We start from the raw sequence: 21,486 nt of genomic DNA on the forward strand, positions 1-21,486 counted from the left end.
GCCGGTGAATTCTCCGGCCAATTATGATCCACCTCTGGCCGGATTCGATGAGTGGCCCAGAATTTGCGCCCTCTTCACCACCCCGAAGTGCGACGGGGAGATGAAGGGGGCGAATTCGTAAATCATATTAGCGGGCTTGTGTATGGGTAATTCAGGGCTGGAAACAGTGAATTGAACATTGACCGCGAGTCCGCCCCTCACCCCTTGTTCGAGCCGAGCGTCAGCCCGTTGACGAACTGCCGCTGGAGCACGAAGTAGACGAGCAGGGTCGGGATGGCGGTCAGCAGCGAGCCCGCGGCCACCAGGTTGGGATCGGTGAAGTACTCGCCGGACAGGTTGTTCAGGGCCGAGGTGATCGGCATGTTGGCGCCGGTCGAGATCAGCACGAGGGCCCAGAAGAAGTCGTTGTAGATCCAGATGGACAGCAGGGTCGCGAGCGCCGCCATCGCCGGTTTGCACAGCGGCAGCGTGATCTGCCAGTAGAGCCGCCACACCGACGCGCCGTCGACCAGCGCCGCCTCGGTCAGCTCGTGCGGCAGCGAGCGCATGTAGTTGCTCAGCACGAACGCGCAGAACCCGGACTGGAACGCCACATGGATGAGGACGAGGCCGAGCGCGGAGTCGTACAGCTTGCCGCTCGCCGTGATGCCCGGCAGGTCCGTCAGGAGATAGAGCCGGTACAGCGGGGTGATGACGACCTGCTGGGGCAGGAGGTTGCCGGCCGTGAAGACCAGCAGCAGGGCGAGGTTCAGCCGGAAGTCGAAGCGGCTGACGTAGAACGCGACGCAGGAGGACAGGAACAGGGTCAGCAGGACGGCCGGTACGGCGATCACCAGGGTGTTGCCGAAGTAGTGCAGCATGTCCGACTGCCGGAAGGCGTTCGTGAAGTTGTCGAAGCTCAGTTTGTCGGGCCAGGAGAGGTAACCCTTGGCGCTGGTCTCGCTGTACGGCCGCAGCGCCGAGTAGACGGCCCACAGCAGCGGGGCGAGCCAGGCCAGGGCCGTCCCGGCGAGGAAGACGTGCAGCACCACGCGGGCCGGACGGACGGGGGCGCGGCGCTTTTCCGGGAGGGTGCCGCCGCTCATGCGCGCCGCTCCTTGCGGAAGGTGGCGATCAGGTACGGGACGATCACCGCGAGGGAGATGACCAGCAGGACGACGGCGATCGCGGAGCCGTACCCGATGCGGCTGGACTCGCCGATGATGTTGTTCGTCACCAGGATCGACAGCAACTCCGTTCCCTGGGAACCCTTGTTGAAGACGAAGACCAGGTCGAAGGCGCGCAGGGCCTCGATGACGGTGACGACCAGGACGACCGTGTTGGTCGGGCGCAGGGTGGGGAAGACGACGCTGCGGAAGGTCTGCCACTCGTTCGCGCCGTCGAGGGCGGCCGCCTCCCGCAGGGAGGGGTCGACGCTCTTCAGGCCGGCCAGGTAGAGGATCATCATGTAGCCGGTGTGCCGCCAGGACGCGGCGATCAGGACCGCCCACAGGTTCAGGTGCGGATCGCCGATCCAGTCGATGTAGTGGCCGGGCCTGTTGGCGCCGATGACGCTGTTGATCAGGCCGGTGTCCGGGTTGTAGACGAGCTGCCAGACGAACCCGATGCACGCCATGGAGATGACGACCGGCAGGAAGAACGCGGTCTGGTAGACCCGGCTGAAGCGGATCCGCTTGTCCAGCTGGGTGGCCAGGAACAGGCCGAACGGGGTCGGGAGCAGGATCAGCACGACGAACCAGACGACGTTGTGCTCGACGGCCGGCCAGAACTGCGGGTTGTCGGTGAACAGTTGCCGGAAGTTGTCCAGGCCCACCCACTTGATGGCGGCGAACCCGATGCCGTCCCAGGTGGTGAAGGCGAGGGCGATGGAGGCGAGCGCGGTGACCCAGACGAGGGCCACGTGCAGCACCGTGGGCACGCCCGCCATGAAGGCGAGCGTGAACCGGTCACGGCGGGTCAGCAGGCGTCTCTTGGTAGGCATGCGGGCGCTCACGAGGACGTGAAGATCGTCTTCTTCTGGCGTTCGATGGACGACAGCAGGCCGTCCACGCCCTTGGGGTCCTGCAAGAACTTCTGCAAGGCCGGCTGCATCACCGTGGAGGTGAAGTCCGGGCGGGAGTCGCGGTCCATGAACTGGGTGAGGTTCTTGGCGCTGCCGATCATGTCGAACGCCTTCTTCTGCAACGGCGAGTAGGCGGATGTGTCGGCCTTGTTGGAGGCGGCCACCACGCTCGGGTCGCCCTTCAGGTACAGCTCCTCGGCCGCCGGGGTGCCCAGGTACTCCAGCAGCTTGACCACGCCCGCGTGGTTCTTGGGCGCCTTGCTCACCATGTAGCCGTCGGTGGGCGCCTCGACCGTCTCCTGGCCGTAGGCGGGGTTCATCTCCGGGAAGGGGAAGAAGTCCAGGTCGTCCAGGGCGGACTTGTCGGTGAACTGCTGGGCGACGAAGGAGCCGACGAGGTACATACCGGCCTGTCCGGCCGCCAGGGACTGGGCCGCGTCCTGCCAGATCCGGCCCATGAAGCCGTCCTGGTGGTAGGGGAGCAGCTCGGCCCAGTGGTCGAAGACCGCCCTGACCTTCGGATCGGTCCAGGACGCCTTGCCGGCCATCAACTGGACGTGGAAGTCGTACCCGTTGAGCCGGAAGTTGATCTGGTCGAAGGTGCCCATCGCGGGCCAGGCGTCCTTGTCCCCGAAGGCGATCGGCACGAGGCCGTCGCGCTTCATCCGCTTGCACAGGGCGACGAGCTGGTCCCAGCTGGTGGGTATCTCGTAGCCGTGCCGCCGGAAGAGGGATCTGCGGTAGAAGACGGCCCAGGGGTAGGTGGTCATCGGCACGAAGTAGTACTTGCCGTCCTCGCCCTTGCTCAGCTTCTTCATGGCGTCGGGGAAGTTGTCCCCGATCCTCGCCCACACGTCGTCGACCGGCGTGGCCAGCTTCTTCGCCGCGAAGAACTGCATGCGGTACCCGGCGAACCAGTTGAACACGTCGTCCGGGGTGCCCTGGAGGTAGGAGTTGATCTGCTCCTGGAAGGTGTTGTGGTCCTTGGTGTTCACGTGGACGGTGATCCCGGACTGCTTCCGGAAGGCCGCGTAGACGTTCTCGAAGGCTTTCTTCGGCACCGCGTCCGAGGCGTTGGAGCCGACGGTGACGGTCTTCGGGTCGGCGGCGGCACCGCTGCCCCCGCAGGCGGACAGCAGGGGGACGCCGGCCCCGGCGAGCAGGGCGGCGGAGGACGCCCCGCGCAGAAGCGTGCGGCGGCTGGGAGACGGGACGGACGGGCCGGTATGGGACGGACTCATGGCGGCTCCCGAGGGATACAGGGTTCGGCCACGGGATGAGTCGATCGCCGCGGAGTCGTCGAAACCGCTCATAAACCAACTCGACCGAACAGTGTGGCCGTAATGACACCCTCGTAACCGCACAGGCGTCAATAGGGCGGTGCGCAACGGGAGTTGTCCTGCCCGAAATGTCACCGTCGCCGCCGGTCGGTGAGGTCCCCGGCTCGTCCGTGATTTGTACGGACATCCGGACCTGATGGTTCGACTATGTCTGGACAAAGTCTTGACAGTGGCTCCGGCGGGGACTTGGATCGCCTCCCGACGCAACAGCGCCCTTCCCGTCGCACGCACAGTGAGGTGCAAAGAACGATGGATCGCTCTTCTCGCTCGGGTTCGCGCAGACTGGTTTCGCTGGTGGCGGTGGCCGCCGCCGCGGCGCTGGCCCTCACGGGCTGCTCCAGCGGCCACGGGGGCAAGAAGGCCGAGGAGTCCGGGGCGGACGCCGCCGCGGGCAAGGCGGACACCCCCCGGATGACCGTCGCCCTGGTCACGCACCAGGCGCCTGGCGACACCTTCTGGGACACCGTCCGCAAGGGCGCCGAGGCGGCCGCGGCCAAGGACAACGTCAAGCTCGTCTACTCCGCCGACCCGAACGCGGGAAACCAGGCGAACCTCGTGCAGAACGCGGTCGACCAGAAGGCCGACGGCATCGCCGTCACCCTGGCCAAGCCGGACGCGCTGAAGGACGTGCTCGGCAAGGCGGAACGGGCGGGCATCCCGGTGGTGGGCCTGAACTCCGGACTGGCCGACTGGCGGCGGCTCGGCCTGCTGGAGTTCTTCGGCCAGGACGAGAGCGTGGCCGGCGAGGCGTTCGGGAACAAGCTGAACACGGCCGGCGCCAGGAAAGTCGTCTGTGTCGTGCACGAGCAGGGAAACGTGGGCCTGACCCAGCGCTGCGACGGACTGAGGAAGACGTTCAAGGGCACCACCGAGACGCTGTACGTCAACGGCACCGACATGCCCTCCGTACGGGCGACCGTCACGGCGAAGCTGAAGCAGGACACCTCGATCGACACCGTCGTCACCCTCGGTGCTCCGTTCGCCGCCACCGCGGTGCGGTCGGTGGGCGATGCGGGTAGCAAGGCCAAGGTGGCCACCTTCGACCTGGACAAGGACCTCGTGCGGGCCGTGCGGAACGGCAGCGTCGAGTTCGCCGTGGACCAGCAGCCGTACCTCCAGGGCTATCTGGCCGTCGACGCGCTCTGGCTCTACAAGTACAACGGGAACTACAGCGGCGGCGGCGTCGCACCGGTGCTCACCGGACCGGCCTTCGTCGACAAGTCCAACGTCGGCACGGTGGCCGGGTTCGCCGCCAAGGGGACCCGGTGACGAGCGGCGGCGGACAGGCCGTCGGCACGCCGCCGGCACCCGGACCCGAGACGGGCGAGCGGGACGGCCGTACGGCCCGGCGCCCACCCGCCCTGCGGCTGCTGGCCCGGCCCGAGGTGGGCGTCCTCCTCGGCGCCGTCGCCGTCCTGGTCTTCTTCCTCGCCGCCGCGCCCGCGGTCCGCCAGGGCGGCTCGATGGCCACGGTCCTCTACCAGTCCTCGACCATCGGCATCATGGCGCTGCCCGTGGCCCTGCTGATGATCGGCGGCGAGTTCGACCTGTCCTCCGGCGTCGCCGTGATCGCCTCGGCGCTCACCGCGAGCATGCTCAGCTACCAGCTCACCCTGAACGTGTGGACCGGCGTGATCGCCGCCCTGGTCGTCTCGCTCGCCGTCGGCGCCCTCAACGGGTGGATGGTGGTGAAGACCGGGCTGCCCAGCTTCCTGGTCACCCTCGGCACCTTCCTGGTCCTCCAGGGAGTGAACCTCGCCGTCACCAAGCTGGTCACCGGCAACGTCGCCACCGACGGCATCGGCGACATGGACGGCTTCGGCCAGGCGAGGCGGATCTTCGCGTCCTCCTTCGGCGTCGGCGGCGTCCAGGTGAAGATCACCGTGGTGTGGTGGCTGGCCTTCGCCGCCCTCGCCACCTGGGTGCTGCTGCGCACCAGGTACGGCAACTGGGTCTTCGCCGTCGGCGGCGACCAGGACAGCGCCCGCGCGGTCGGCGTCCCCGTGCGGTTCACCAAGATCACCCTGTTCATGCTGGTCGGCTTCGGCGCCTGGTTCGTCGGCATGCACGACCTGTTCTCCTTCGAGACGGTGCAGTCCGGCGAGGGCGTCGGCAACGAACTGATCTACATCGCCGCGGCGGTCATCGGCGGCTGCCTGCTCACCGGCGGCCAGGGCAGCGCGATCGGCCCGCTCTTCGGCGCCTTCATGTTCGGCATGGTCAACCAGGGCATCGTCTACGCCGGCTGGAACCCCGACTGGTTCAAGGCGTTCCTCGGCGTGATGCTGCTCGGCGCCGTCCTGGTCAACCTGTGGGTACAGCGCACGGCGAGCCGGAGGTAACCGATGAACGACAACGGAGCGGGCACCCGCGACGCCCTTCTCCCCGGCACCCCGCCCCCCGTCGGCACCCCCCTGGTCGAGCTGCGCCGGGCGGGCAAGTCCTACGGCAACGTCCGCGCCCTGCACGGCGTCGACCTCACGGTGCGGGCCGGCCGGGTGACCTGCGTGCTCGGCGACAACGGCGCGGGCAAGTCCACCCTCATCAAGATCATCTCGGGGCTGCACCGGCACACCGAGGGCGAATTCCTGGTGGACGGCCGGCCGGTGCGCTTCGGCACCCCGCGCGAGGCGCTCGACCGGGGCATCGCCGCGGTCTACCAGGACCTGGCGACCATCCCCCTGATGCCGGTGTGGCGCAACTTCTTCCTCGGCTCCGAGCTGACCCGGGGCCCCTGGCCGCTGCGCCGCCTGGACATCGCCCGCATGAAGGAGACCGCCGACCGGGAACTGCGCCGCATGGGCATCGTCCTGGACGACCTGGAGCAGCCCGTCGGCACCCTCTCCGGCGGCCAGCGCCAGTGCGTGGCCATCGCCCGCGCCGTCCACTTCGGCGCCCGGGTCCTCGTCCTGGACGAACCGACCGCCGCGCTCGGCGTCAGACAGTCCGGTGTGGTGCTCAGGTACATCGCCGCCGCCCGCGACCGCGGCCTCGGCGTCGTGCTCATCACCCACAACCCCCACCACGCCTACCTGGTCGGCGACCACTTCAGCGTGCTGCGCCTCGGCACCCTGGAACTGTCCGCCGACCGCGCCGACACCACCGTCGAGGAGCTCACCGACCACATGGCCGGCGGCGCCGAACTCGACGCGCTCAGACATGAGTTGGCCCGGGTGCGCGGCGTGGACGCCGACGGGCTGCCCGAGGACCCGAGCGACACCTCTGCCGAAGGGAACACCTGACCATGGCGCACGCCCTCGACCGCATCCGGGTCGGCTCCGCCCCCGACTCCTGGGGCGTCTGGTTCCCCGACGACCCGCGACAGGTGCCCTGGGCACGCTTCCTGGACGAGGTCGCCGAGGCCGGCTACGAGTGGATCGAACTCGGCCCCTACGGCTACCTCCCCACCGACCCCGCGCGGCTCACCGAGGAGGTGGCCCGCCGCGACCTCAAGGTCTCCGCGGGCACGGTCTTCACCGCCCTGCACCGCGGCCCCGCCGTCTGGGCGGACACCTGGGCGCACGTCGGCCGGGTCGCCGCGCTCACCCAGGCGATGGGCGCCCGGCACCTCGTGGTGATCCCGTCCTTCTGGCGCGACGACAAGACCGCCGAGATCCTGGAGCCGCCCGAGCTGACGGCCGAGCAGTGGGGCCACCTCGCCCAGGGCATGGAACGCCTGGGCCGCCGGGTGAAGGAGACGTACGGCCTCGACATCGTGGTCCACCCGCACGCCGACACCCACCTCGACACCGAGGCGCATGTCGAACGCTTCCTCGACGCGACCGACCCCGGCGCGGTCGGCCTCTGCCTGGACACCGGTCACTACGCCTACTGCGGCGGCGACAGCGTCAGGCTGATCGAGAGGTACGGCGAGCGCGTCGGCTATCTGCACCTCAAGCAGGTCGACCCGGACGTCCTCGCCGAGGTGGTCGCGCACGAGGTGCCGTTCGGGCCCGCCGTGCAGCGCGGCGTCATGTGCGAACCGCCGCACGGGGTACCGGAGTTGGGTCCGGTGCTGGAGGCGGCACAGAAGCTCGGGGTGGATCTCTTCGCCATCGTGGAGCAGGACATGTATCCGTGCGACCCGGACAAGCCCCTGCCGATCGCGGTGCGGACGCGGCGGTTCCTGCGGTCCTGCGGGGCGTGATCGTCATGGCCCGGACGGAGGACGTGCCGGACCAGCGCGCGATTCCACCCGAACGCCTCGCCGACGTACGGGAGTTCGTCCAGCGCCTCGTCCGCTGGGCCGCGGACCGGAAGGACGTCGCCGGCCTCCTCCTGGTCGGCTCCTACGCCCGCGGGGCCGCCCGCCCCGGCTCCGACGTCGACGTGGTGCTGCTCACGGCCGACCCGGCGCCGTACCTCGCCGACGACGCCTGGGCGGTCGGGGCCGGCGAACTCGGCCTCGGCGAACTGGTCCGCACCCGCGCGTGGGGACCGGTCACCGAACGGCGCCACACCCTTGCCCCGGGCCTGGAGGTGGAGTTCGGCATCAGCACCCCGCGGTGGGCGCGGACCGACCCCGTCGACCCCGGCACCCGCCGCGTCGTCACCGACGGTGCGCTGCCGCTGTACGACCCCGAGGGCGTCCTCGCCGGGCTGCTCCGGCGCTGCCGGCCGTGACGCCGGGCCTCGTTCCTGCGCAACCCCGACGGATTCGGGCCGGGCGCGGCAGGGAACCAACCGGGGGCACGCGGGCGTTGTAGAGGTGAACGGGGGCGCCCGCGCAGACGGGAGGACGAGGATGACACACCAGACGGAACCCCGGAAGACGGTACAGGACACCGCAGACGCGGCGGCGCTGCGCCGGGACCGCTTCGGCACCCTGCCCGAGCGGATACGTCCCGAGGACACGGTCGAGACCAAGCCGGCGACCCTGCCGGACCCGGCCCGCGACCGGTACCACGCGGACGAATGGCTGGTGCGGTACTGCGGCTGACGAAGGCCACCGGCACCGCGCCGGTCAGGCCTGCCGCACCTCCGCGACCCGCACCGGCCGGTGCTCGGCGCGGGAGAGCGTGCAGGCCTCGGCGATCCACCCCGCCTCCAGGGCGTCCTCGACGGTGCACGGGGACGGCCTGGTGCCGGCCGCCATCTCGGTGAAGGCGACGAGTCCGGCTCGGTAGGCGTCCGCGAAGCGGTCCATGAAGAAGGTGTGCGGGGTGCCGGACGGGAAGCCGACTCCCGGCTCGGCCGAGCGCAGCGGCAGTCCCTCGTCCAGGCCCACGGCGAGGGCGTCGGCGAGGCCGTGCAGCTCCATGCGCACGTCGTAACCCCGGCCGCTGTGCCGGGAGTTGGAGACCAGCGCGATCGTGCCGTCGTCCAGGGTGAGGATCGCCCCGGTGGTGTCGGCGTCCCCGGCCCGCCTGATGTGGCCGGCGCCCCGGTTGCCGCCGGTCGCGTACACCTCGGTGACCTCACGGCCCGTCACCCACCGGACGGCGTCGAAGTCGTGCACGGAGCAGTCCCGGAAGATGCCACCGGAGGCGGCGATGTACGCGGCCGGCGGCGGCGCCGGGTCCAGCGTCGTGCAGCGCACCGTGTGCAGCGCCCCCAGCTCGCCCGAGCGCACCGCGGCCCGGGCGGCGGCGAAGCCCGCGTCGAAGCGGCGGTGGTAGCCGATCTGGACCGGCACCCCGCTGTCGCGCACGAGGTCGCGCACCGCCACGCCCTCCGCCATGGTGCGGGCCAGGGGTTTCTCGCAGAGGACGGGGACCCCGGCCTCGACACCGGCCCGGATCAGCGCGGGATGGGCGTCCGTGGCCGCCGCCACGACCAGGGCGTCCACCCCGGCGGCCGGCAGCGCCCGCGGCGAACTCGCGATCTCGGCCCCGAACCGCCCGGCGGCGGCCTCGGCGGCGTCCGCGAACGGGTCGGCCACCACGAGCGATTCGACGGCGGGAAGGCCGGAGAGGGTCTCGGCGTGGAAGGCGCCGACGCGGCCGAGGCCGAGGATTCCGATACGCATGAGGGCCGCCGTTCCTCGGAGTCGGTGGACGAAGGGGCGAGCGGGCCGTGCGACCCGCCTACAGGGCGACCCAGTTGCCGCTGGCCGCGGACTCGGCCATCGCCTCCAGGACGACCGCGCCGCGCACCGCGTCGGCGAGCGTCGCGCCGTACGGTGTGCCCTCGGCGATGGAGCGCACGAACCGGTAGGCCTCGATGACCTTGAGATCGTCGTAGCCCATCGCGTTGGCCGCGCCCGGCTGGAACGCGGCGAACTCGCCGGCGCCCGGCCCGACGTACACGGTGCTCACCGGCTGGTCCTGGTAGGCCGTGCCCCGGCTGACGGCGAGTTCGTTCATCCGCCTGAAGTCCCAGAACACGGCGCCCCTGGTGCCGTGCACCTCGAAGCCGTAGGCGTTCTGCTCGCCGACCGAGACCCGGCAGGCCTCCAGCACGCCCCGGGCGCCGGAGGCGAAGCGCAGCAGGCAGCCGACGTAGTCCTCGTTCTCCACCGGGCCGCGCGCGCCGCCCGGGGCGCGGGCGTGACCGGCGGTGGCGCCGGTCGGGCGGGCGCGCTCGGGGACGAAGAGCGCGGTGTCGGCGGTGAGCGCGGTGATGTCGCCGATCAGGAAACGGGCGAGGTCGGCGCCGTGCGAGGCCAGGTCGCCGAGCACTCCGCTGCCGCCGCGCTCCCGCTCGTAGCGCCAGGTCAGGGCGGCGTCCGGGTCGGCGGCGTAGTCGCTGAACAGCCGGATGCGCACATGGGTGACGGTGCCGATCCCGCCCTCCGCGATCAGCTCGCGGGCGGCCTCCACGGCGGGCGCGTTGCGGTAGTTGAAGCCGACCGCGCCCTGCACCCCGGCCTGCGCGGCCGCGGCCGCGACCGCGCGGGCGTCCCCGGCGGACAGGCCCACCGGCTTCTCCATCCACAGGTGCTTGCCCGCCTCGGCCATCGCCACCCCGATCCGGCGGTGCAGGAAGTTCGGCGCGGTGACGCTGACCGCCCGCACCCGGGGATCGGCGGCCACCTCCCGCCAGTCGCGGGTCGCGTGGGCGAACCCGAACCGCCCGGCGGCCTCCTCGGCCCTGCCCGGCACCTCCTCGGCGACGGCGATCAGCCGGGGCCGCAGCGGGAGCCGGGGATAGTGGTGGGGGAGACGGGCGTACGCCCGCGTGTGCACCCGGCCCATCCAGCCGAACCCGACGACGGCGACACCCAGCTCCTCCACCATGACAGCCTCTCCGCGTCAGCGCCGTGGGACCGGCCCCTCTTCCGGTCACCTTTGTCCTGACATGGCGGACTGTCAACGCCCCCGCACGGACCGGGGTGTCGGCATCGCCGGTCCGGCCACTTGCTAGAGGTTGATGACGTACGCCTTGCGGAGCGTCTCGTGCACGGTCCACGTCGTACGGTCGCCCGCGCGCAGCACCGCCATGTCACCCGGGCCGACCCGCAGCGTCGGACCGTCCTCGAACTCGATCGTCGCCGAGCCGCTGACCACGACGAACAGCTCGTCGGCCTCGGTGTCGGTGACCACGCCCGGGGTGATCTGCCAGATCCCGCGGAGCTGTCGGCCGTCCGCCGACTCCCAGACCACCTTCCCGGTGACCTCGGGGCTGCCGGAGACGATCTGCCCGGGGTCCAGGGGCTCGGGTTCGAGTTCGGCGTCGGGGATGTGGAGCGCGAAGCTGTGCGTCATGCGCCGACCCTAGCCAGGCCCGCGCCCCCGCCGCCGTCGACAGAGTGTGGGGCATCGGGCCTGGTCGAAGGACACATCGTCGGGCCGCGGACTGGCGGGCGCCCGCGGCGGGGGTGATCGTGGGAGACATGGCCGACTCGACCGCGGCGGACCCCCCTGGGCAGGCGGCGGGCGGGCCGGGCCCCGGCGGGCACAGCGCCCGCGAGGCGCTCCTGTTCGGCGGGGTCTACGGCGCCGTCCTCGCCAGCTCGATGATCGCCGCCCTCAGCCGCTACAGCACCACCACGCCGGCGAGCCGCCGCTACGACGCCCTCTGGCTGCTGGTGACCGCCTTCGCCTCCGCCCTCGCCCACGGCTACGCCCACTACATCGCCGAGCGCGCCCCGCACCGCCGCTGGGACGGCGTGCGCGCCCTGCGCAACGAGTGGCCGCTGGTCGCGGCCGTACTGCCGACGGTCTTCCTGCTCGCGGGCGCGGGCTGGGGGTGGTGGCCCCCGAAGGGCGTCGAGTACCCCGCCTTCACCCTGAACATCCTGATCCTCTTCACCCTGGGCCTGACCACCGCCCGCCAGGCGGCACGGCCCTGGCCCGCCGCCGTCCTCGTGGGCCTCGGGGACGCCCTCCTCGGTCTGGTCGTCGTCGTGGCCAACGCCCTCATCAAGTGACCCCGCCCGCCGCGGCACCGGGCACCCGCGCGCATACGGTAGGGTTGACCTGCGTGATCACGCGGAAACGGCGTGAGACCGCGACGGGACGTGGCGCAGCTTGGTAGCGCACTTGACTGGGGGTCAAGGGGTCGCAGGTTCAAATCCTGTCGTCCCGACTCGATGGAGTCGCAGGTCAGGGCAGTTTCGGAGAGATCCGGAACTGCCCTTCGGCCGTTCCGCCCGAGTCCGGTGGCGAAGAGCGGGGGCGAACGAGGGTGGGGCACGGCGGGCGGGAGGCATTCGCGCGCGGCGCGCGGCTGTACGAGGCGGCACAGGCGGTGGCCGGCGACCATGCCGGGGCGGTCGAAGCGGTGCGGGCGGCGCTGAAGCCGATCCACGACGCGGCGGTCCAGCGGGAACTCGACGCCATCCCGGTCGCCCGGCTCCAGGACGTCACCGAGGGACGCCTGCGGCTCGGGAACATCGACAAGAGCGGCCTGAGCACGGTGGGCCGCGTGCTCGAAGCGGGCCCCTACCGGCTGCGCCAGATTCCCGGCGTCGGGCAGCGCACCGTCGACCAGATGCTCGCCGCCGCCCGACGCCTGTCCGAGGCCGTGCACGAGACGGTGGCCGTCCACCTCGACGTGGACCGGCCGGAACCGGCGACCACCGCGCTCGTCGAGGCCCTCCACGTCCTGGTGGGCGCGGGCCCGCGGGCCCGGCGCGCGGTGGACGAGGCCGCGGCCCTGTCGAAGCGGCTCGGCCCGCTGCTGGCCGACGCCAGGCCCGCCGCCGGACGGCTCAGGATGCTGCTGGCCGGGCGGCAGAAGAGGGCGCGCGCCCTGACGGCGCTCGCCGGGATCCGCTCGCTGGTGGACGGGGCGGAACGGGCGGGCCTGCCCGAGACGCTGGCCCAGACCTCGGTGGACCTGCTGCGCGGAACGCCGTCCGGCATCGAGGCGTGGGTGGACTTCGAGCTCCGCTCCGCCGAGTACTACAGCCTGCTCGCCGAGATCTCCGGGCGGCTGCCGGACGCGGCCGCCGCCGAGGGCTTCCTGCCGCGGGAGATCGCCGAGCGGGTGCGGACCCAGCGGCTCGCCGACGCGCACCGGCGGGTCTCCCTGCGCGGATACCAGGCGTTCGGCGCGCGGTTCGTCCTCGCGCAGCGCAAGGTGATACTCGGCGACGAGATGGGACTCGGGAAGACCATCCAGGCGATCGCCGTGCTGGCGCACCTCGCCGCCGAGGGGCAGAGCCACTTCATGGTCGTCTGCCCGGCGAGCGTCCTCGTCAACTGGACCCGCGAGATCGAGGCCCGCAGCGCACTGCGCGTCCAGGTGCTCCACGGGCCCGACCGGCAGGACGCGTTCGCCGACTGGCAGGACCGGGGCGGGGTCGGGGTGACCACGTTCGAGGCGCTGCGCGGGTTTCCGGCGCCGGGCGGCGCGGAGGTCGGACTCCTCGTCGTCGACGAGGCCCACTGCGTGAAGAACCCGAAGGCCAAGCGGTCCCAGGCCGTGGCCCGGTGGGCGGAGCACTGCGAGCGCGTGCTGCTCATGACCGGAACCCCCATGGAGAACCGGGTCGCCGAGTTCCGCGACCTGGTCGGGATGCTGCACCGGGAGATGGCGGACGCCCTGGGCGAGGGGGACGCGCCGGCCGGATCGGTGGCGTTCCGCGACGCCGTCGCCCCCGTCTACCTGCGGCGCAACCAGGTGGACGTGCTGACGGAACTGCCGAGCCTCCAGCGGCCGTCACGGGCCCCGCGGTGCTCCTGGCGCAGATCCAGGCGGCCGGGGTCGGCCTCAACCTCCAGGCCGCCTCCGTCGTCGTCATCTGCGAACCCCAGCTCAAGCCGACCGTCGAACACCAGGCGGTGGGCCGGGCCCATCGCATGGGGCAGGTCAGGCCGGTGCGGGTGTACCGCCTGCTCGCCACCGGAGGCGTGGACGAACGCCTGGTGAAAATGCTGGAGGCCAAGACCCGCCTGTTCGACGCCTACGCGCGCCGCAGTGCCGTGGCCGAGGCCAGCGCGGACGCGGTCGACGTCTCGGACACCGAGCTGGCCCGCCGCATCGTCGAGGAGGAACAGGCGCGGCTGGGCGTGGGGGACGGGAGCCCGCTGCAACCGAGCGAGTGACAGCCCTCCCGGCGGGGCCGCCGCGGACGTCACCCGATCGGCACCCGCCCCGGGCGCGTTTCCGTGAGCTGGCCGCCACGCTGGAGACAGCCGGGAGCGATCCGACGCACCGGGACACGAACGTGGACGAGGGCGGACCCGTGGCGGACCGGACAGCGGACGGAACAGCGGCCGGGACCGCGCCCGGGACCGGGGCGCCGGCCTGTCTGGTCACCGGGGCCAGCGGGTACATCGGCGGCCGGCTCGTGCCGGAACTGCTGGACGCCGGGTACCGGGTGCGCTGTCTGGCCCGCACCCCGGGCAAGCTGCGCGACCACCCGTGGGCCGGCCGGGTCGAGATCGTCCCGGGCGACGTCACGGACCCGGAGTCGGTGGCGCGGGCGATGGCGGGCATGGACGTGGCCTACTACCTGGTGCACGCGCTCGGCACGGGCCGCGGCTTCGAGCGCACCGACCGGGAGGCGGCCCGCGTCTTCGGCGAGCAGGCCCGCCGGGCCGGAGTGGGACGCCTGGTGTACCTCGGCGGGCTGACCCCCGCCGGGGTTCCCGGACGGGAGCTGTCGCCGCACCTGCGCTCCCGGGCCGAGGCCGGCCGCATCCTGCTCGACTCGGGCGTGCCGACCGCCGTCCTGCGCGCCGCCGTCATCATCGGCTCGGGCTCCGCGAGCTTCGAGATGCTGCGGTACCTCACCGAGCGGCTGCCGGTGATGGTCACCCCGCGCTGGGTGCACACCCGTATCCAGCCCATCGCCGTACGGGACGTGCTGCGCCTCCTGGTGGGCTGCGCGCGGCTGCCCCCGGACGTCAGCCGCGCCTTCGACATCGGCGGCCCCGAGGTGCTCACCTACCTGGACATGATGCGGCGGTACGCCGCGGTGGCCGGCCTGCCCCGGCGGCTGATCGTGCCCGTGCCGGTGCTCACGCCGGGCCTGTCCAGTTACTGGGTCGGGCTGGTGACCCCGGTGCCGGCCGCCATCGCGCGGCCGCTGACCGAGTCGCTGCGGCACGAGGTCGTCTGCCAGGAGCACGACATCGAACGGTACGTGCCGAACCCGCCCGGCCACCCCCTCGGCTTCGACCGGGCCGTCGCCCTGGCGCTCCAGCGGGTCCGCGAGGCCCAGGTCGACACCCGCTGGTCGTCCGCCTCCGTGCCGGGCGCCCCGAGCGATCCGCTGCCGACCGACCCGGACTGGGCGGGCGGCAGCCTGTACACGGACGTGCGGGAGCGCGCGGCGGACGTGTCGCCGCAGGCCCTGTGGCGGGTCGTCGAGGGCATCGGCGGGGAGCACGGCTGGTACTCCTTCCCGCTGGCCTGGGCGGTGCGCGGATGGCTCGACCGGCTCGTCGGCGGCGTGGGCCTGCGCCGGGGCCGGCGGGACGCGCGGCGGCTGCGGGTGGGCGACTCGCTGGACTTCTGGCGGGTGGAGGAGATCGAGCGCGGCCGGCTGCTGAGGCTGCGCGCCGAGATGAGGCTGCCGGGACTCGCCTGGCTGGAGATGCGGGTGGACGACGGCGACGACGGCGTCCGGTACCGGCAGCGGGCGCTGTTCCACCCCCGCGGACTGCTCGGCCACCTGTACTGGTGGAGCGTCTCGCCCTTCCACGCGATCGTCTTCGGGGGCATGGCCCGCAACATCGTGCGCGCCGCCGCCCGCATCCGGCAGGATCAGCACGACGGTGACGGCGCCGCCGGCCGGCCACCGGAGGCGAGATGACCGCCCCGCGCGTCTCGGTCGTCCTGTTCACCTCCGACCTGCGCCTGCACGACCACCCGCCGCTGTGCGCGGCGCTGGCGGCCGCCGACGAGATCGTCCCGCTGTTCGTACGCGACCGCGCCGTCGAGGCGGCCGGGTTCGCCACCCCGAACCGCACCGCCTTCCTCGCCGACTGCCTGGCCGACCTGGACGCGTCCCTGCGCGAGCGCGGCGGGCGGCTCGTGGTGCGGTCCGGCGATCTGGTGGCGCAGGTCCGCGCGGTGGCGGCGGAGGCGGACGCGGGCGAGGTGCACCTGGCGGCCGCGCACAGCGCCTTCGCCACGCGCCGGGAGGACCGGCTCCGGCGGGCGCTGGAGTCCGAGGGGCGCCGGCTGGTCGTGCACGACGCGGTGACCGTGGCCGTGCCGCCCGGCGAGCTGACTCCCGCCGCCTCCGATCACTTCGCCGTCTTCACGCCGTACCACCGGCACTGGGCGCGAGCCCGGCTGCGCGCGCCGCTGGCCACCCCGCGCCGGGTGCGCGTGCCGGACCGGGTGCGGGGCGAACCGCTGCCCGCCCGCGCCGACGTCACCGGCGTCTCGCCCGCCCTCCCGGCCGGCGGCGAGTGCGCGGGCCGGGCGCGGGTGCGCGCCTACTGGCGCGCGGGCCTGGACGCCTACGACGACACCCGCGACGACCTGGCCGCCGACGCCACCTCCCGGCTCTCCGCGCATCTGCATTTCGGCACCCTGTCCCCGGTGGAACTGGTGCACCGGGCCCGCCGCCACGGCGGACCGGGCGCCGAGGCGCTGGTACGGCAGCTCGCCTGGCGTGACTTCCACCTCCAGGTCCTCGCCGCCCGCCCCGACGCCGCCCGCGCCGACTACCGCGCCAAGGACGACCGCTGGCGCACGGGGAGTGCCGCGCGCGCCGACGCCGAGGCGTGGCGGCAGGGCCGTACCGGCTACCCGGTGATCGACGCGGCGATGCGGCAGCTTCGCCACGAGGGCTGGATGCACAACCGGGCCCGGCTGCTGACCGCCTGCTTCCTGACCAAGACGCTCTACGTCGACTGGCGCATCGGTGCCGCCCACTTCCTGTACTGGCTGGTCGACGGGGACATCGCCAGCAACCAGCTCAACTGGCAGTGGGTGGCCGGGACCGGCACCGACACCCGGCCCAACCGGGTCCTCAACCCCGTCGCGCAGGCCAGGCGCCACGACCCCGACGGCAGCTACGTGCACCGCTGGGTGCCCGAGCTGCGGGGCGTCGCCGCCCCGGCCGTCCACGAGCCGTGGAAACTGCCCGGTGCGGAGCGGGCCGCGCTCGGCTACCCCGATCCGGTGGTCGGCCTGGCCGAGGGCCTGGACCGGTTCCGCCGGGCCCGCGAACGGCGGGGGTGACCGCGGCCGGCGGACGTCAGCCTGCCAGCCGGCGCGAGCCGTCGCCCCCGGCGCGGTCGGGCTACGGGGTGTGCCCGTCGGCGACCGGGGCGACCGGGGTGGCCTGGGTGGCCGGGGTGGCCGTGCGGTGGCGGCGGGCCGTCATCACCGCGTAGACGAGGACGCCGGCGAAGAGGAACAGCGCGCCCTGGTACACCGCCGCGTAGCCGGCGCCCGCCATCAGCCAGATCGAGAAGGCGGCCGCGATCGAGGTGACCACCGCGTCCCGCACCAGCCGCCCCCGGTCCACCGAGGCGGAGCGGCCGGAGACGAGGTGGAAGAGCTGGGCGGCGGTGGCCAGCAGGTAGGGGACGGTCGCGGTGAAGGTGGTGACGAGGACCAGCACCTCGAAGACCCTGCCGGAGCCGGAGAGGTAGTTGTAGGCGGTGAGCAGGGACGCCAGGACCACGGTGACGGCGACGCCGGTCGTCGGCACGCCCCGGCGGCGCCGGGCGAAGGTGGCCGGGAAGAGCCCGTCGCGCGCGGCGGCGTACGAGGTCTGGGCGCTGAGCAGGGTCCAGCCGTTCAGGCAGCCGGTCATGGACACCAGGGCCGCGATCGCCACCGCCCAGCCGCCCCAGTTGCCGCCGAACATCGCGTTCACGGCGTCCGAGAACGGCGCGGTGGAGTGGATCAGGCGGTGGTGCGCGACCGTGCCGAACACGGCCAGCGTGCCCAGCAGGTACACCAGCGCGGCGCCCGCGGTGCCGATCACGGTGGCGCGGCCCACGTTGCGGCGGGCGTTTTGGACCTCACCGGCGCTGACCGCGGCGGACTCCACCCCGAGGTAGGAGAAGAGCAGCAGCGCGGCGGAGGCGGACACCGCGCCGATCGCGCCCTGGCCGCTGGAGTTGAACGGCCCGAGCCGGGAGGGGTCGAAGAAGAACAGTCCGCCGACCGCCACGAGCAGCAGCGGCACGAACTTCAGCACCGTGGAGACGAGCTGGACGGCGCCCACGTAGCGGGTGCCGGCGAAGTTGGCGAGCGCGGGCAGCCACTGGATCACCAGCGCGGCCAGACACGCGGTCCAGCGATGACCGCTCACCGGGATCAGCACGTCCAGATAGCCGACGGCGGCCACGGCGAGCGCGGCGTTCGACACCCAGGTGGTGATCCAGTACGACCATGCCGCGAGGAAGCCCGCGAAGTCGCCGAACGCCCCGCGGGCGTAGACGTACGGGCCGCCGGTACGCGGATCGCGCGCGGCGAGCTTGCCGAAGGTCAGCGCGAGGGCGATGGCGCCGACGGTCAGCACGCCGAAGGCGACCAGGCTGACGGTGCCGTAGGGGGCGATGGAGGCGGGCAGCAGGAAGATGCCGCCGCCGATGATGTTGCCCATGACCAGCGCGGTGGCCACGGGGAGCCCGAACCGGCGCGCGTGCCGGCTGGGCGAGCCCTGGGGGTCCCCGACGGGGGCCGCGGGGGTCTCCGAGGGGGCCGGAGCCGGCCGGGGAGCGGTTCCGGTGACGTGCATGGGTGGTGCGCCTCTCATCAAGCCGATGTCCCGGGATCGCCGGGACTCAGCCATGGTCGGTGATGCCCCCACCTGTCGCAAAATCGCCGATTCTTGTCTTGTCCGGGCATTCCGCGCACGCAAAAAGTGAGCTTGGGGTCCTTTTCGGCCGCGATATCTGCGGTGCCGCCGTCCGCGGTCTCGTCACCGAGGCCCCGCCGGTGCACCATGTGACGCGCGGGACACCGTGGTACGGAGCGGGCTCGGGAGGCGGCATGGGCATGTCGGCACGGGGCGGGGTTTCCGGGATCGAGGTCCGGTCCATCGACTACGTCCCGCTGGACGAACGGCACGGCCGGCTGTGGCACCTGGGGCCCCTGTGGTTCATGTCCAACGCCCAGATCGCCACCCTGGCCGTCGGGCTGATCGGCGTCACCGGCGGCGGCAACCTCGTCTGGTCGCTGCTGGCCATCGTCTCCGGAACCCTCCTCGGCACCTTCTTCATGGCCTTCCACTCCGCCCAGGGCCCCCAGCTGGGCCTGCCGCAGATGATCCAGTCGCGGCCGCAGTTCGGCTATGTCGGCGCGCTCCTGGTGTGGCTCTTCGCCTATGTGCAGTACGCCGGGTTCAACGTCTTCAACGGCATCCTCGCCGCCGACGCCCTGCACACCACCGTGCACGGCGGGGTGAAGCCCTGGGTCCTCGCGGTCACCGTGGCCGCGCTCGTCATCGCCCTGGTGGGCTACGACGTCATCCACAAGGCCGAGCGGATCCTGACCTACGTCTTCCTGGTCGTCTTCGGGATCTTCACCGTCGGCATCCTGCTCACCCTGCACTACCCGGCCGGCTCCTTCGACCTCGGCGCCTTCGCCTGGACGCCGTTCCTCGCCCAGTTCGGCGTGGTCGCCGGCTACCAGATCAGCTGGGCCATCTACGTCTCGGACTACTCCCGCTACCTCCCGCCGGACGTGACCGTCCGCAGGACCTTCTACTGGACCTACTTCGGCTCGGCGCTCGGCGGCATCTGGATGATGGTGCTCGGCGCACTGCTCGCGGCCTGGGCCGGTCCGCGCTTCGAGACCATCGCCTCGATCGACGCCGCCGGCGACAAGGTGTTCGACGGCTTCGGGGCGATCGTGCTGCTCTTCGCCGCCCTCGGCCTCGTCTCCGTCACCGCGCTCAACATGTACGGCGGTTCGCTGACCCTCATCAGCGCCATCGACTCCGTACGGCGGGTACGGCCGACGCTCGCCGTGCGCCTGCTCACCCTCGGCCTCACCGCCGCGCTCTCCGTGATCGGCGCGCTCGCCGCCACCGCCCACTTCCTCGCCGACTTCAACGACTTCCTGCTGCTGGTCCTCTACCTGTTCATCCCGTGGACCGCGGTCAACCTCATGGACTACTACGTGGTGCGCCGCGGGCACTACGCCGTCGCCGAGATCTTCGATCCCCGCGGCATCTACGGCCGCTGGGGCCGGCACGGGATCATCTCCTACCTGGCCGGCTTCGCGGCCATGGTGCCGTTCTTCTCCGTCGGCACCCTGTACGTGGGCCCCGCCGCGAAGGCGCTCGGCGGCGCGGACATCTCCCTGTTCGTCGGGCTGCCGGTCGCCGCCGTCCTGTACTGGTGGCTGACCCGCTCCCTCGACGTCGAGGCGGAGGCGCGGCTGGCCCGGGCGGAGGCGGAGGAACTGGAGCGGGCGGCCGGCGAGCACCGGGAGCCCTGAGGGCGGGAGCCCTGAGGAGGGAGCCCCGAACGACCGCCGCCGGCCAGCCAGGTCCCTGACGGTGGACAACCTCTTGACGCCGCGCGGAGCGGGATCGACACTCCTCGTAGGGAATCCTAGTGAACGGGTAGGGAATCATGGCGCGCCTCGAAGCGGTCACCGGCCGAGCGGGCCGGACGCCGACGCGCACCCCGCTGCTCACCTCCCGCCGGCACATCGATCTGCTGCGCGTCTGCAGCGCCCTGGGCGACCCGCGCTGATCCAGGGCCCGCCGTCGGACCCGGGCCGAGCGCCCTCCCGCCCGACGCCGGCCCCGCGCCGGACCAGGCGCCGTGCCGCGCGCCGCGCCAGGGCCCGCGCACCCCGGCCGCCCCGGCCCTCGCGGCCACCGCCCGACGGCTCCCGCCGACGCGCCCCTCGTACGCCCACGACCCGGGGAGACGCATGTCCATCACTCCGCTCGCCGCCGTCCCGCCCGCCCACCGCGCCGCGCCCGTCTTCCGGGGCCGGCTCGGCCGGGACGCGCGCAGCGGCCACTACGCCGTGCCCCACCGCTACCGCCTCCACCTGTCCACCGCCTGTCCCGACGGACTCCGGCTCGCCGTCGGCCACAGCCTGCTCGGCCTGGCCGGCAGCTGTCCGGTCACCTTCCTGCCCGCCCTCCCGGACGGTGACGACGGCGGCCACGCCGAGCTGCGCCCGCTGTACGAGGCCAGTGCGCACCACTACCGGGGCCCCGCCCTCGCGCCCGCGCTCAGCGATGACTGGTCCGGACGCATCGTCAGCACCCACGCCCGCGACATCCTGCGCGACCTGGACCGCTTCCCGCGCACCGGCGGAGGTCCCCTGTACCCGCCCGGACTGGAGTCCGTGACCGCGGCCGTCGAGCGGATGTGCGCCGAGGGCATCGAGGAGGCCGCCCAGCGCGCGGGGCGGGCCGGTGCCGGACCGGCCGAGCGGGCCGCCGCGCTCGACGTGCTGCTGGACACCCTGGACCGCCTGGAGCGGCGGCTGGCGGGGGAGGAGTACCTGGTCGACGGCCGGCTCACCGCGGCCGACGTCGAACTCTGGGTCGCCCTGGCGCAGTTGGACCTGGTGCACCGCCTGCACCTCGACGCGTCCGCCGTGCAGCGCGTCGCCGGGCACCGGGCCCTGTGGGCCTACGCCCGCCGGCTCGCCGCCCACCCCGCCTTCGGCCGCCACCTCGACCTCGACGGCATCGCACGCCGCCACCAGGGCCGCTGCCGGGGCCTGGAGGCCGCCGGAGCCGCCGTGCAGATCCTGGACTGGGCCGCCCACACCGCCGGTTCCCCCGACACCTCCCGCCCCTGAGCG

19 protein-coding genes, 1 tRNA gene and 1 pseudogene are annotated in these 21,486 nt (G+C 72.7%); 14 read left to right on the forward strand and 7 right to left on the reverse strand.

Annotated elements, in window-relative coordinates; all coding sequences use genetic code 11:
• Positions 1-197 precede the first annotated feature (197 nt).
• Genes AB0927_RS19585 through AB0927_RS19595 form a run of 3 tightly spaced genes read right to left on the reverse strand, consistent with a single transcriptional unit; the run spans position 198 to position 3,303 of the window.
• The gene (locus AB0927_RS19585; RefSeq protein ID WP_366668886.1) at positions 198-1,085 is read right to left on the reverse strand and encodes a carbohydrate ABC transporter permease; all 888 of its coding nucleotides are present in this window, start codon (positions 1,083-1,085) and stop codon (positions 198-200) included.
• Positions 1,082-1,981 carry a sugar ABC transporter permease gene (locus tag AB0927_RS19590; RefSeq protein ID WP_366668887.1) on the reverse strand — a complete coding sequence of 300 codons (900 nt, stop codon included), beginning with the start codon at positions 1,979-1,981 and terminating at the stop codon, positions 1,082-1,084. The genes AB0927_RS19585 and AB0927_RS19590 overlap by 4 nt, the downstream gene beginning before the upstream one ends.
• Positions 1,982-1,989: 8 nt before the next feature.
• Complete coding sequence (locus AB0927_RS19595; protein WP_366668888.1) at positions 1,990-3,303, reverse strand: ABC transporter substrate-binding protein; 1,314 nt, start codon at positions 3,301-3,303, stop codon at positions 1,990-1,992.
• Between the two features lie 348 nt (positions 3,304-3,651).
• On the opposite strand from AB0927_RS19595, the gene AB0927_RS19600 reads away from it, so the two are divergent.
• From AB0927_RS19600 to AB0927_RS19625, 6 genes are all read left to right on the forward strand, one after another.
• On the forward strand, positions 3,652-4,671 hold the full coding sequence (locus AB0927_RS19600; protein ID WP_366668889.1) for a sugar ABC transporter substrate-binding protein: 1,020 nt from the start codon (positions 3,652-3,654) through the stop codon (positions 4,669-4,671).
• Positions 4,668-5,744, forward strand: a complete 1,077-nt coding sequence (locus tag AB0927_RS19605) for an ABC transporter permease (RefSeq protein WP_366668890.1) — start codon at positions 4,668-4,670, stop codon at positions 5,742-5,744. The genes AB0927_RS19600 and AB0927_RS19605 overlap by 4 nt, the downstream gene beginning before the upstream one ends.
• A 3-nt stretch (positions 5,745-5,747) precedes the next feature.
• Complete coding sequence (locus AB0927_RS19610; RefSeq protein WP_366668891.1) at positions 5,748-6,644, forward strand: ATP-binding cassette domain-containing protein; 897 nt, start codon at positions 5,748-5,750, stop codon at positions 6,642-6,644.
• A gap of 2 nt (positions 6,645-6,646) precedes the next feature.
• On the forward strand, positions 6,647-7,549 hold the full coding sequence (locus AB0927_RS19615) for a sugar phosphate isomerase/epimerase (RefSeq protein ID WP_366668892.1): 903 nt from the start codon (positions 6,647-6,649) through the stop codon (positions 7,547-7,549).
• A 5-nt stretch (positions 7,550-7,554) separates the two neighbouring features.
• Positions 7,555-8,025 carry a nucleotidyltransferase domain-containing protein gene (locus tag AB0927_RS19620; RefSeq protein ID WP_366668894.1) on the forward strand — a complete coding sequence of 157 codons (471 nt, stop codon included), beginning with the start codon at positions 7,555-7,557 and terminating at the stop codon, positions 8,023-8,025.
• 121 nt (positions 8,026-8,146) lie between these two features.
• Positions 8,147-8,341 (forward strand): hypothetical protein, encoded by a 195-nt coding sequence (locus tag AB0927_RS19625; RefSeq protein WP_366668896.1) that lies wholly within the window; start codon positions 8,147-8,149, stop codon positions 8,339-8,341.
• Positions 8,342-8,365: 24 nt separating this feature from the next.
• Here AB0927_RS19625 and AB0927_RS19630 read toward each other — a convergent pair whose 3' ends face one another.
• From AB0927_RS19630 to AB0927_RS19640, 3 genes are all read right to left on the reverse strand, one after another.
• Positions 8,366-9,370 (reverse strand): Gfo/Idh/MocA family oxidoreductase, encoded by a 1,005-nt coding sequence (locus tag AB0927_RS19630; RefSeq protein WP_366668897.1) that lies wholly within the window; start codon positions 9,368-9,370, stop codon positions 8,366-8,368.
• Positions 9,371-9,428: 58 nt separating this feature from the next.
• The gene (locus AB0927_RS19635; RefSeq protein WP_366668898.1) at positions 9,429-10,580 is read right to left on the reverse strand and encodes a Gfo/Idh/MocA family oxidoreductase; all 1,152 of its coding nucleotides are present in this window, start codon (positions 10,578-10,580) and stop codon (positions 9,429-9,431) included.
• Positions 10,581-10,703: 123 nt separating this feature from the next.
• Entirely contained in the window at positions 10,704-11,048 is a 345-nt protein-coding gene (locus tag AB0927_RS19640; RefSeq protein WP_366668899.1) for a cupin domain-containing protein, read from the reverse strand.
• Positions 11,049-11,176: 128 nt separating this feature from the next.
• On the opposite strand from AB0927_RS19640, the gene AB0927_RS19645 reads away from it, so the two are divergent.
• The 5 genes and pseudogenes from AB0927_RS19645 to AB0927_RS19665 all read left to right on the forward strand — a co-directional run bounded on the left by AB0927_RS19645 (position 11,177) and on the right by AB0927_RS19665 (position 16,932).
• On the forward strand, positions 11,177-11,713 hold the full coding sequence (locus AB0927_RS19645; protein WP_366668900.1) for a hypothetical protein: 537 nt from the start codon (positions 11,177-11,179) through the stop codon (positions 11,711-11,713).
• 84 nt (positions 11,714-11,797) lie between these two features.
• Positions 11,798-11,871, forward strand: a tRNA-Pro gene (locus AB0927_RS19650).
• Between the two features lie 99 nt (positions 11,872-11,970).
• A pseudogene (locus AB0927_RS19655) lies at positions 11,971-13,835 on the forward strand (DEAD/DEAH box helicase).
• 206 nt (positions 13,836-14,041) lie between these two features.
• A complete protein-coding gene (locus AB0927_RS19660; protein WP_366669013.1) occupies positions 14,042-15,550 on the forward strand; it encodes an SDR family oxidoreductase in 1,509 nt (502 codons plus the stop codon).
• The gene (locus AB0927_RS19665; protein ID WP_366668901.1) at positions 15,547-16,932 is read left to right on the forward strand and encodes a deoxyribodipyrimidine photo-lyase; all 1,386 of its coding nucleotides are present in this window, start codon (positions 15,547-15,549) and stop codon (positions 16,930-16,932) included. The genes AB0927_RS19660 and AB0927_RS19665 overlap by 4 nt, the downstream gene beginning before the upstream one ends.
• Before the next feature lie 61 nt (positions 16,933-16,993).
• Here AB0927_RS19665 and AB0927_RS19670 read toward each other — a convergent pair whose 3' ends face one another.
• The gene (locus tag AB0927_RS19670; protein WP_366668902.1) at positions 16,994-18,445 is read right to left on the reverse strand and encodes an amino acid permease; all 1,452 of its coding nucleotides are present in this window, start codon (positions 18,443-18,445) and stop codon (positions 16,994-16,996) included.
• A gap of 254 nt (positions 18,446-18,699) precedes the next feature.
• On the opposite strand from AB0927_RS19670, the gene AB0927_RS19675 reads away from it, so the two are divergent.
• The 3 genes from AB0927_RS19675 (at position 18,700) to AB0927_RS19685 (ending at position 21,483) form a co-directional block, all read left to right on the forward strand.
• Positions 18,700-20,151, forward strand: a complete 1,452-nt coding sequence (locus AB0927_RS19675) for a cytosine permease (RefSeq protein WP_366668903.1) — start codon at positions 18,700-18,702, stop codon at positions 20,149-20,151.
• A 137-nt stretch (positions 20,152-20,288) separates the two neighbouring features.
• Positions 20,289-20,411, forward strand: coding sequence for a putative leader peptide (locus AB0927_RS19680; RefSeq protein ID WP_365203796.1), 123 nt, complete (start codon positions 20,289-20,291; stop codon positions 20,409-20,411).
• A 184-nt stretch (positions 20,412-20,595) separates the two neighbouring features.
• Complete coding sequence (locus tag AB0927_RS19685) at positions 20,596-21,483, forward strand: glutathione S-transferase C-terminal domain-containing protein (RefSeq protein WP_366668904.1); 888 nt, start codon at positions 20,596-20,598, stop codon at positions 21,481-21,483.
• Positions 21,484-21,486 lie beyond the last annotated feature (3 nt).

Source organism: Streptomyces sp. NPDC048106, from assembly GCF_040706415.1.
Taxonomy (GTDB): domain Bacteria; phylum Actinomycetota; class Actinomycetes; order Streptomycetales; family Streptomycetaceae; genus Streptomyces.

Coding starts and splice junctions, on each gene's coding strand:
- AB0927_RS19595 (WP_366668888.1), bottom strand. CDS start 3,303: ATGAGTCCGTCCCATACCGGCCCGTCCGTCCCGTCTCCCAGCCGCCGC.
- AB0927_RS19620 (WP_366668894.1), top strand. CDS start 7,555: ATGGCCCGGACGGAGGACGTGCCGGACCAGCGCGCGATTCCACCCGAA.
- AB0927_RS19625 (WP_366668896.1), top strand. CDS start 8,147: ATGACACACCAGACGGAACCCCGGAAGACGGTACAGGACACCGCAGAC.
- AB0927_RS19680 (WP_365203796.1), top strand. CDS start 20,289: ATGGCGCGCCTCGAAGCGGTCACCGGCCGAGCGGGCCGGACGCCGACG.
- AB0927_RS19675 (WP_366668903.1), top strand. CDS start 18,700: ATGGGCATGTCGGCACGGGGCGGGGTTTCCGGGATCGAGGTCCGGTCC.
- AB0927_RS19600 (WP_366668889.1), top strand. CDS start 3,652: ATGGATCGCTCTTCTCGCTCGGGTTCGCGCAGACTGGTTTCGCTGGTG.
- AB0927_RS19635 (WP_366668898.1), bottom strand. CDS start 10,580: ATGGTGGAGGAGCTGGGTGTCGCCGTCGTCGGGTTCGGCTGGATGGGC.
- AB0927_RS19645 (WP_366668900.1), top strand. CDS start 11,177: ATGGCCGACTCGACCGCGGCGGACCCCCCTGGGCAGGCGGCGGGCGGG.
- AB0927_RS19685 (WP_366668904.1), top strand. CDS start 20,596: ATGTCCATCACTCCGCTCGCCGCCGTCCCGCCCGCCCACCGCGCCGCG.
- AB0927_RS19670 (WP_366668902.1), bottom strand. CDS start 18,445: ATGCACGTCACCGGAACCGCTCCCCGGCCGGCTCCGGCCCCCTCGGAG.
- AB0927_RS19665 (WP_366668901.1), top strand. CDS start 15,547: ATGACCGCCCCGCGCGTCTCGGTCGTCCTGTTCACCTCCGACCTGCGC.
- AB0927_RS19610 (WP_366668891.1), top strand. CDS start 5,748: ATGAACGACAACGGAGCGGGCACCCGCGACGCCCTTCTCCCCGGCACC.
- AB0927_RS19615 (WP_366668892.1), top strand. CDS start 6,647: ATGGCGCACGCCCTCGACCGCATCCGGGTCGGCTCCGCCCCCGACTCC.
- AB0927_RS19640 (WP_366668899.1), bottom strand. CDS start 11,048: ATGACGCACAGCTTCGCGCTCCACATCCCCGACGCCGAACTCGAACCC.
- AB0927_RS19590 (WP_366668887.1), bottom strand. CDS start 1,981: ATGCCTACCAAGAGACGCCTGCTGACCCGCCGTGACCGGTTCACGCTC.
- AB0927_RS19585 (WP_366668886.1), bottom strand. CDS start 1,085: ATGAGCGGCGGCACCCTCCCGGAAAAGCGCCGCGCCCCCGTCCGTCCG.
- AB0927_RS19630 (WP_366668897.1), bottom strand. CDS start 9,370: ATGCGTATCGGAATCCTCGGCCTCGGCCGCGTCGGCGCCTTCCACGCC.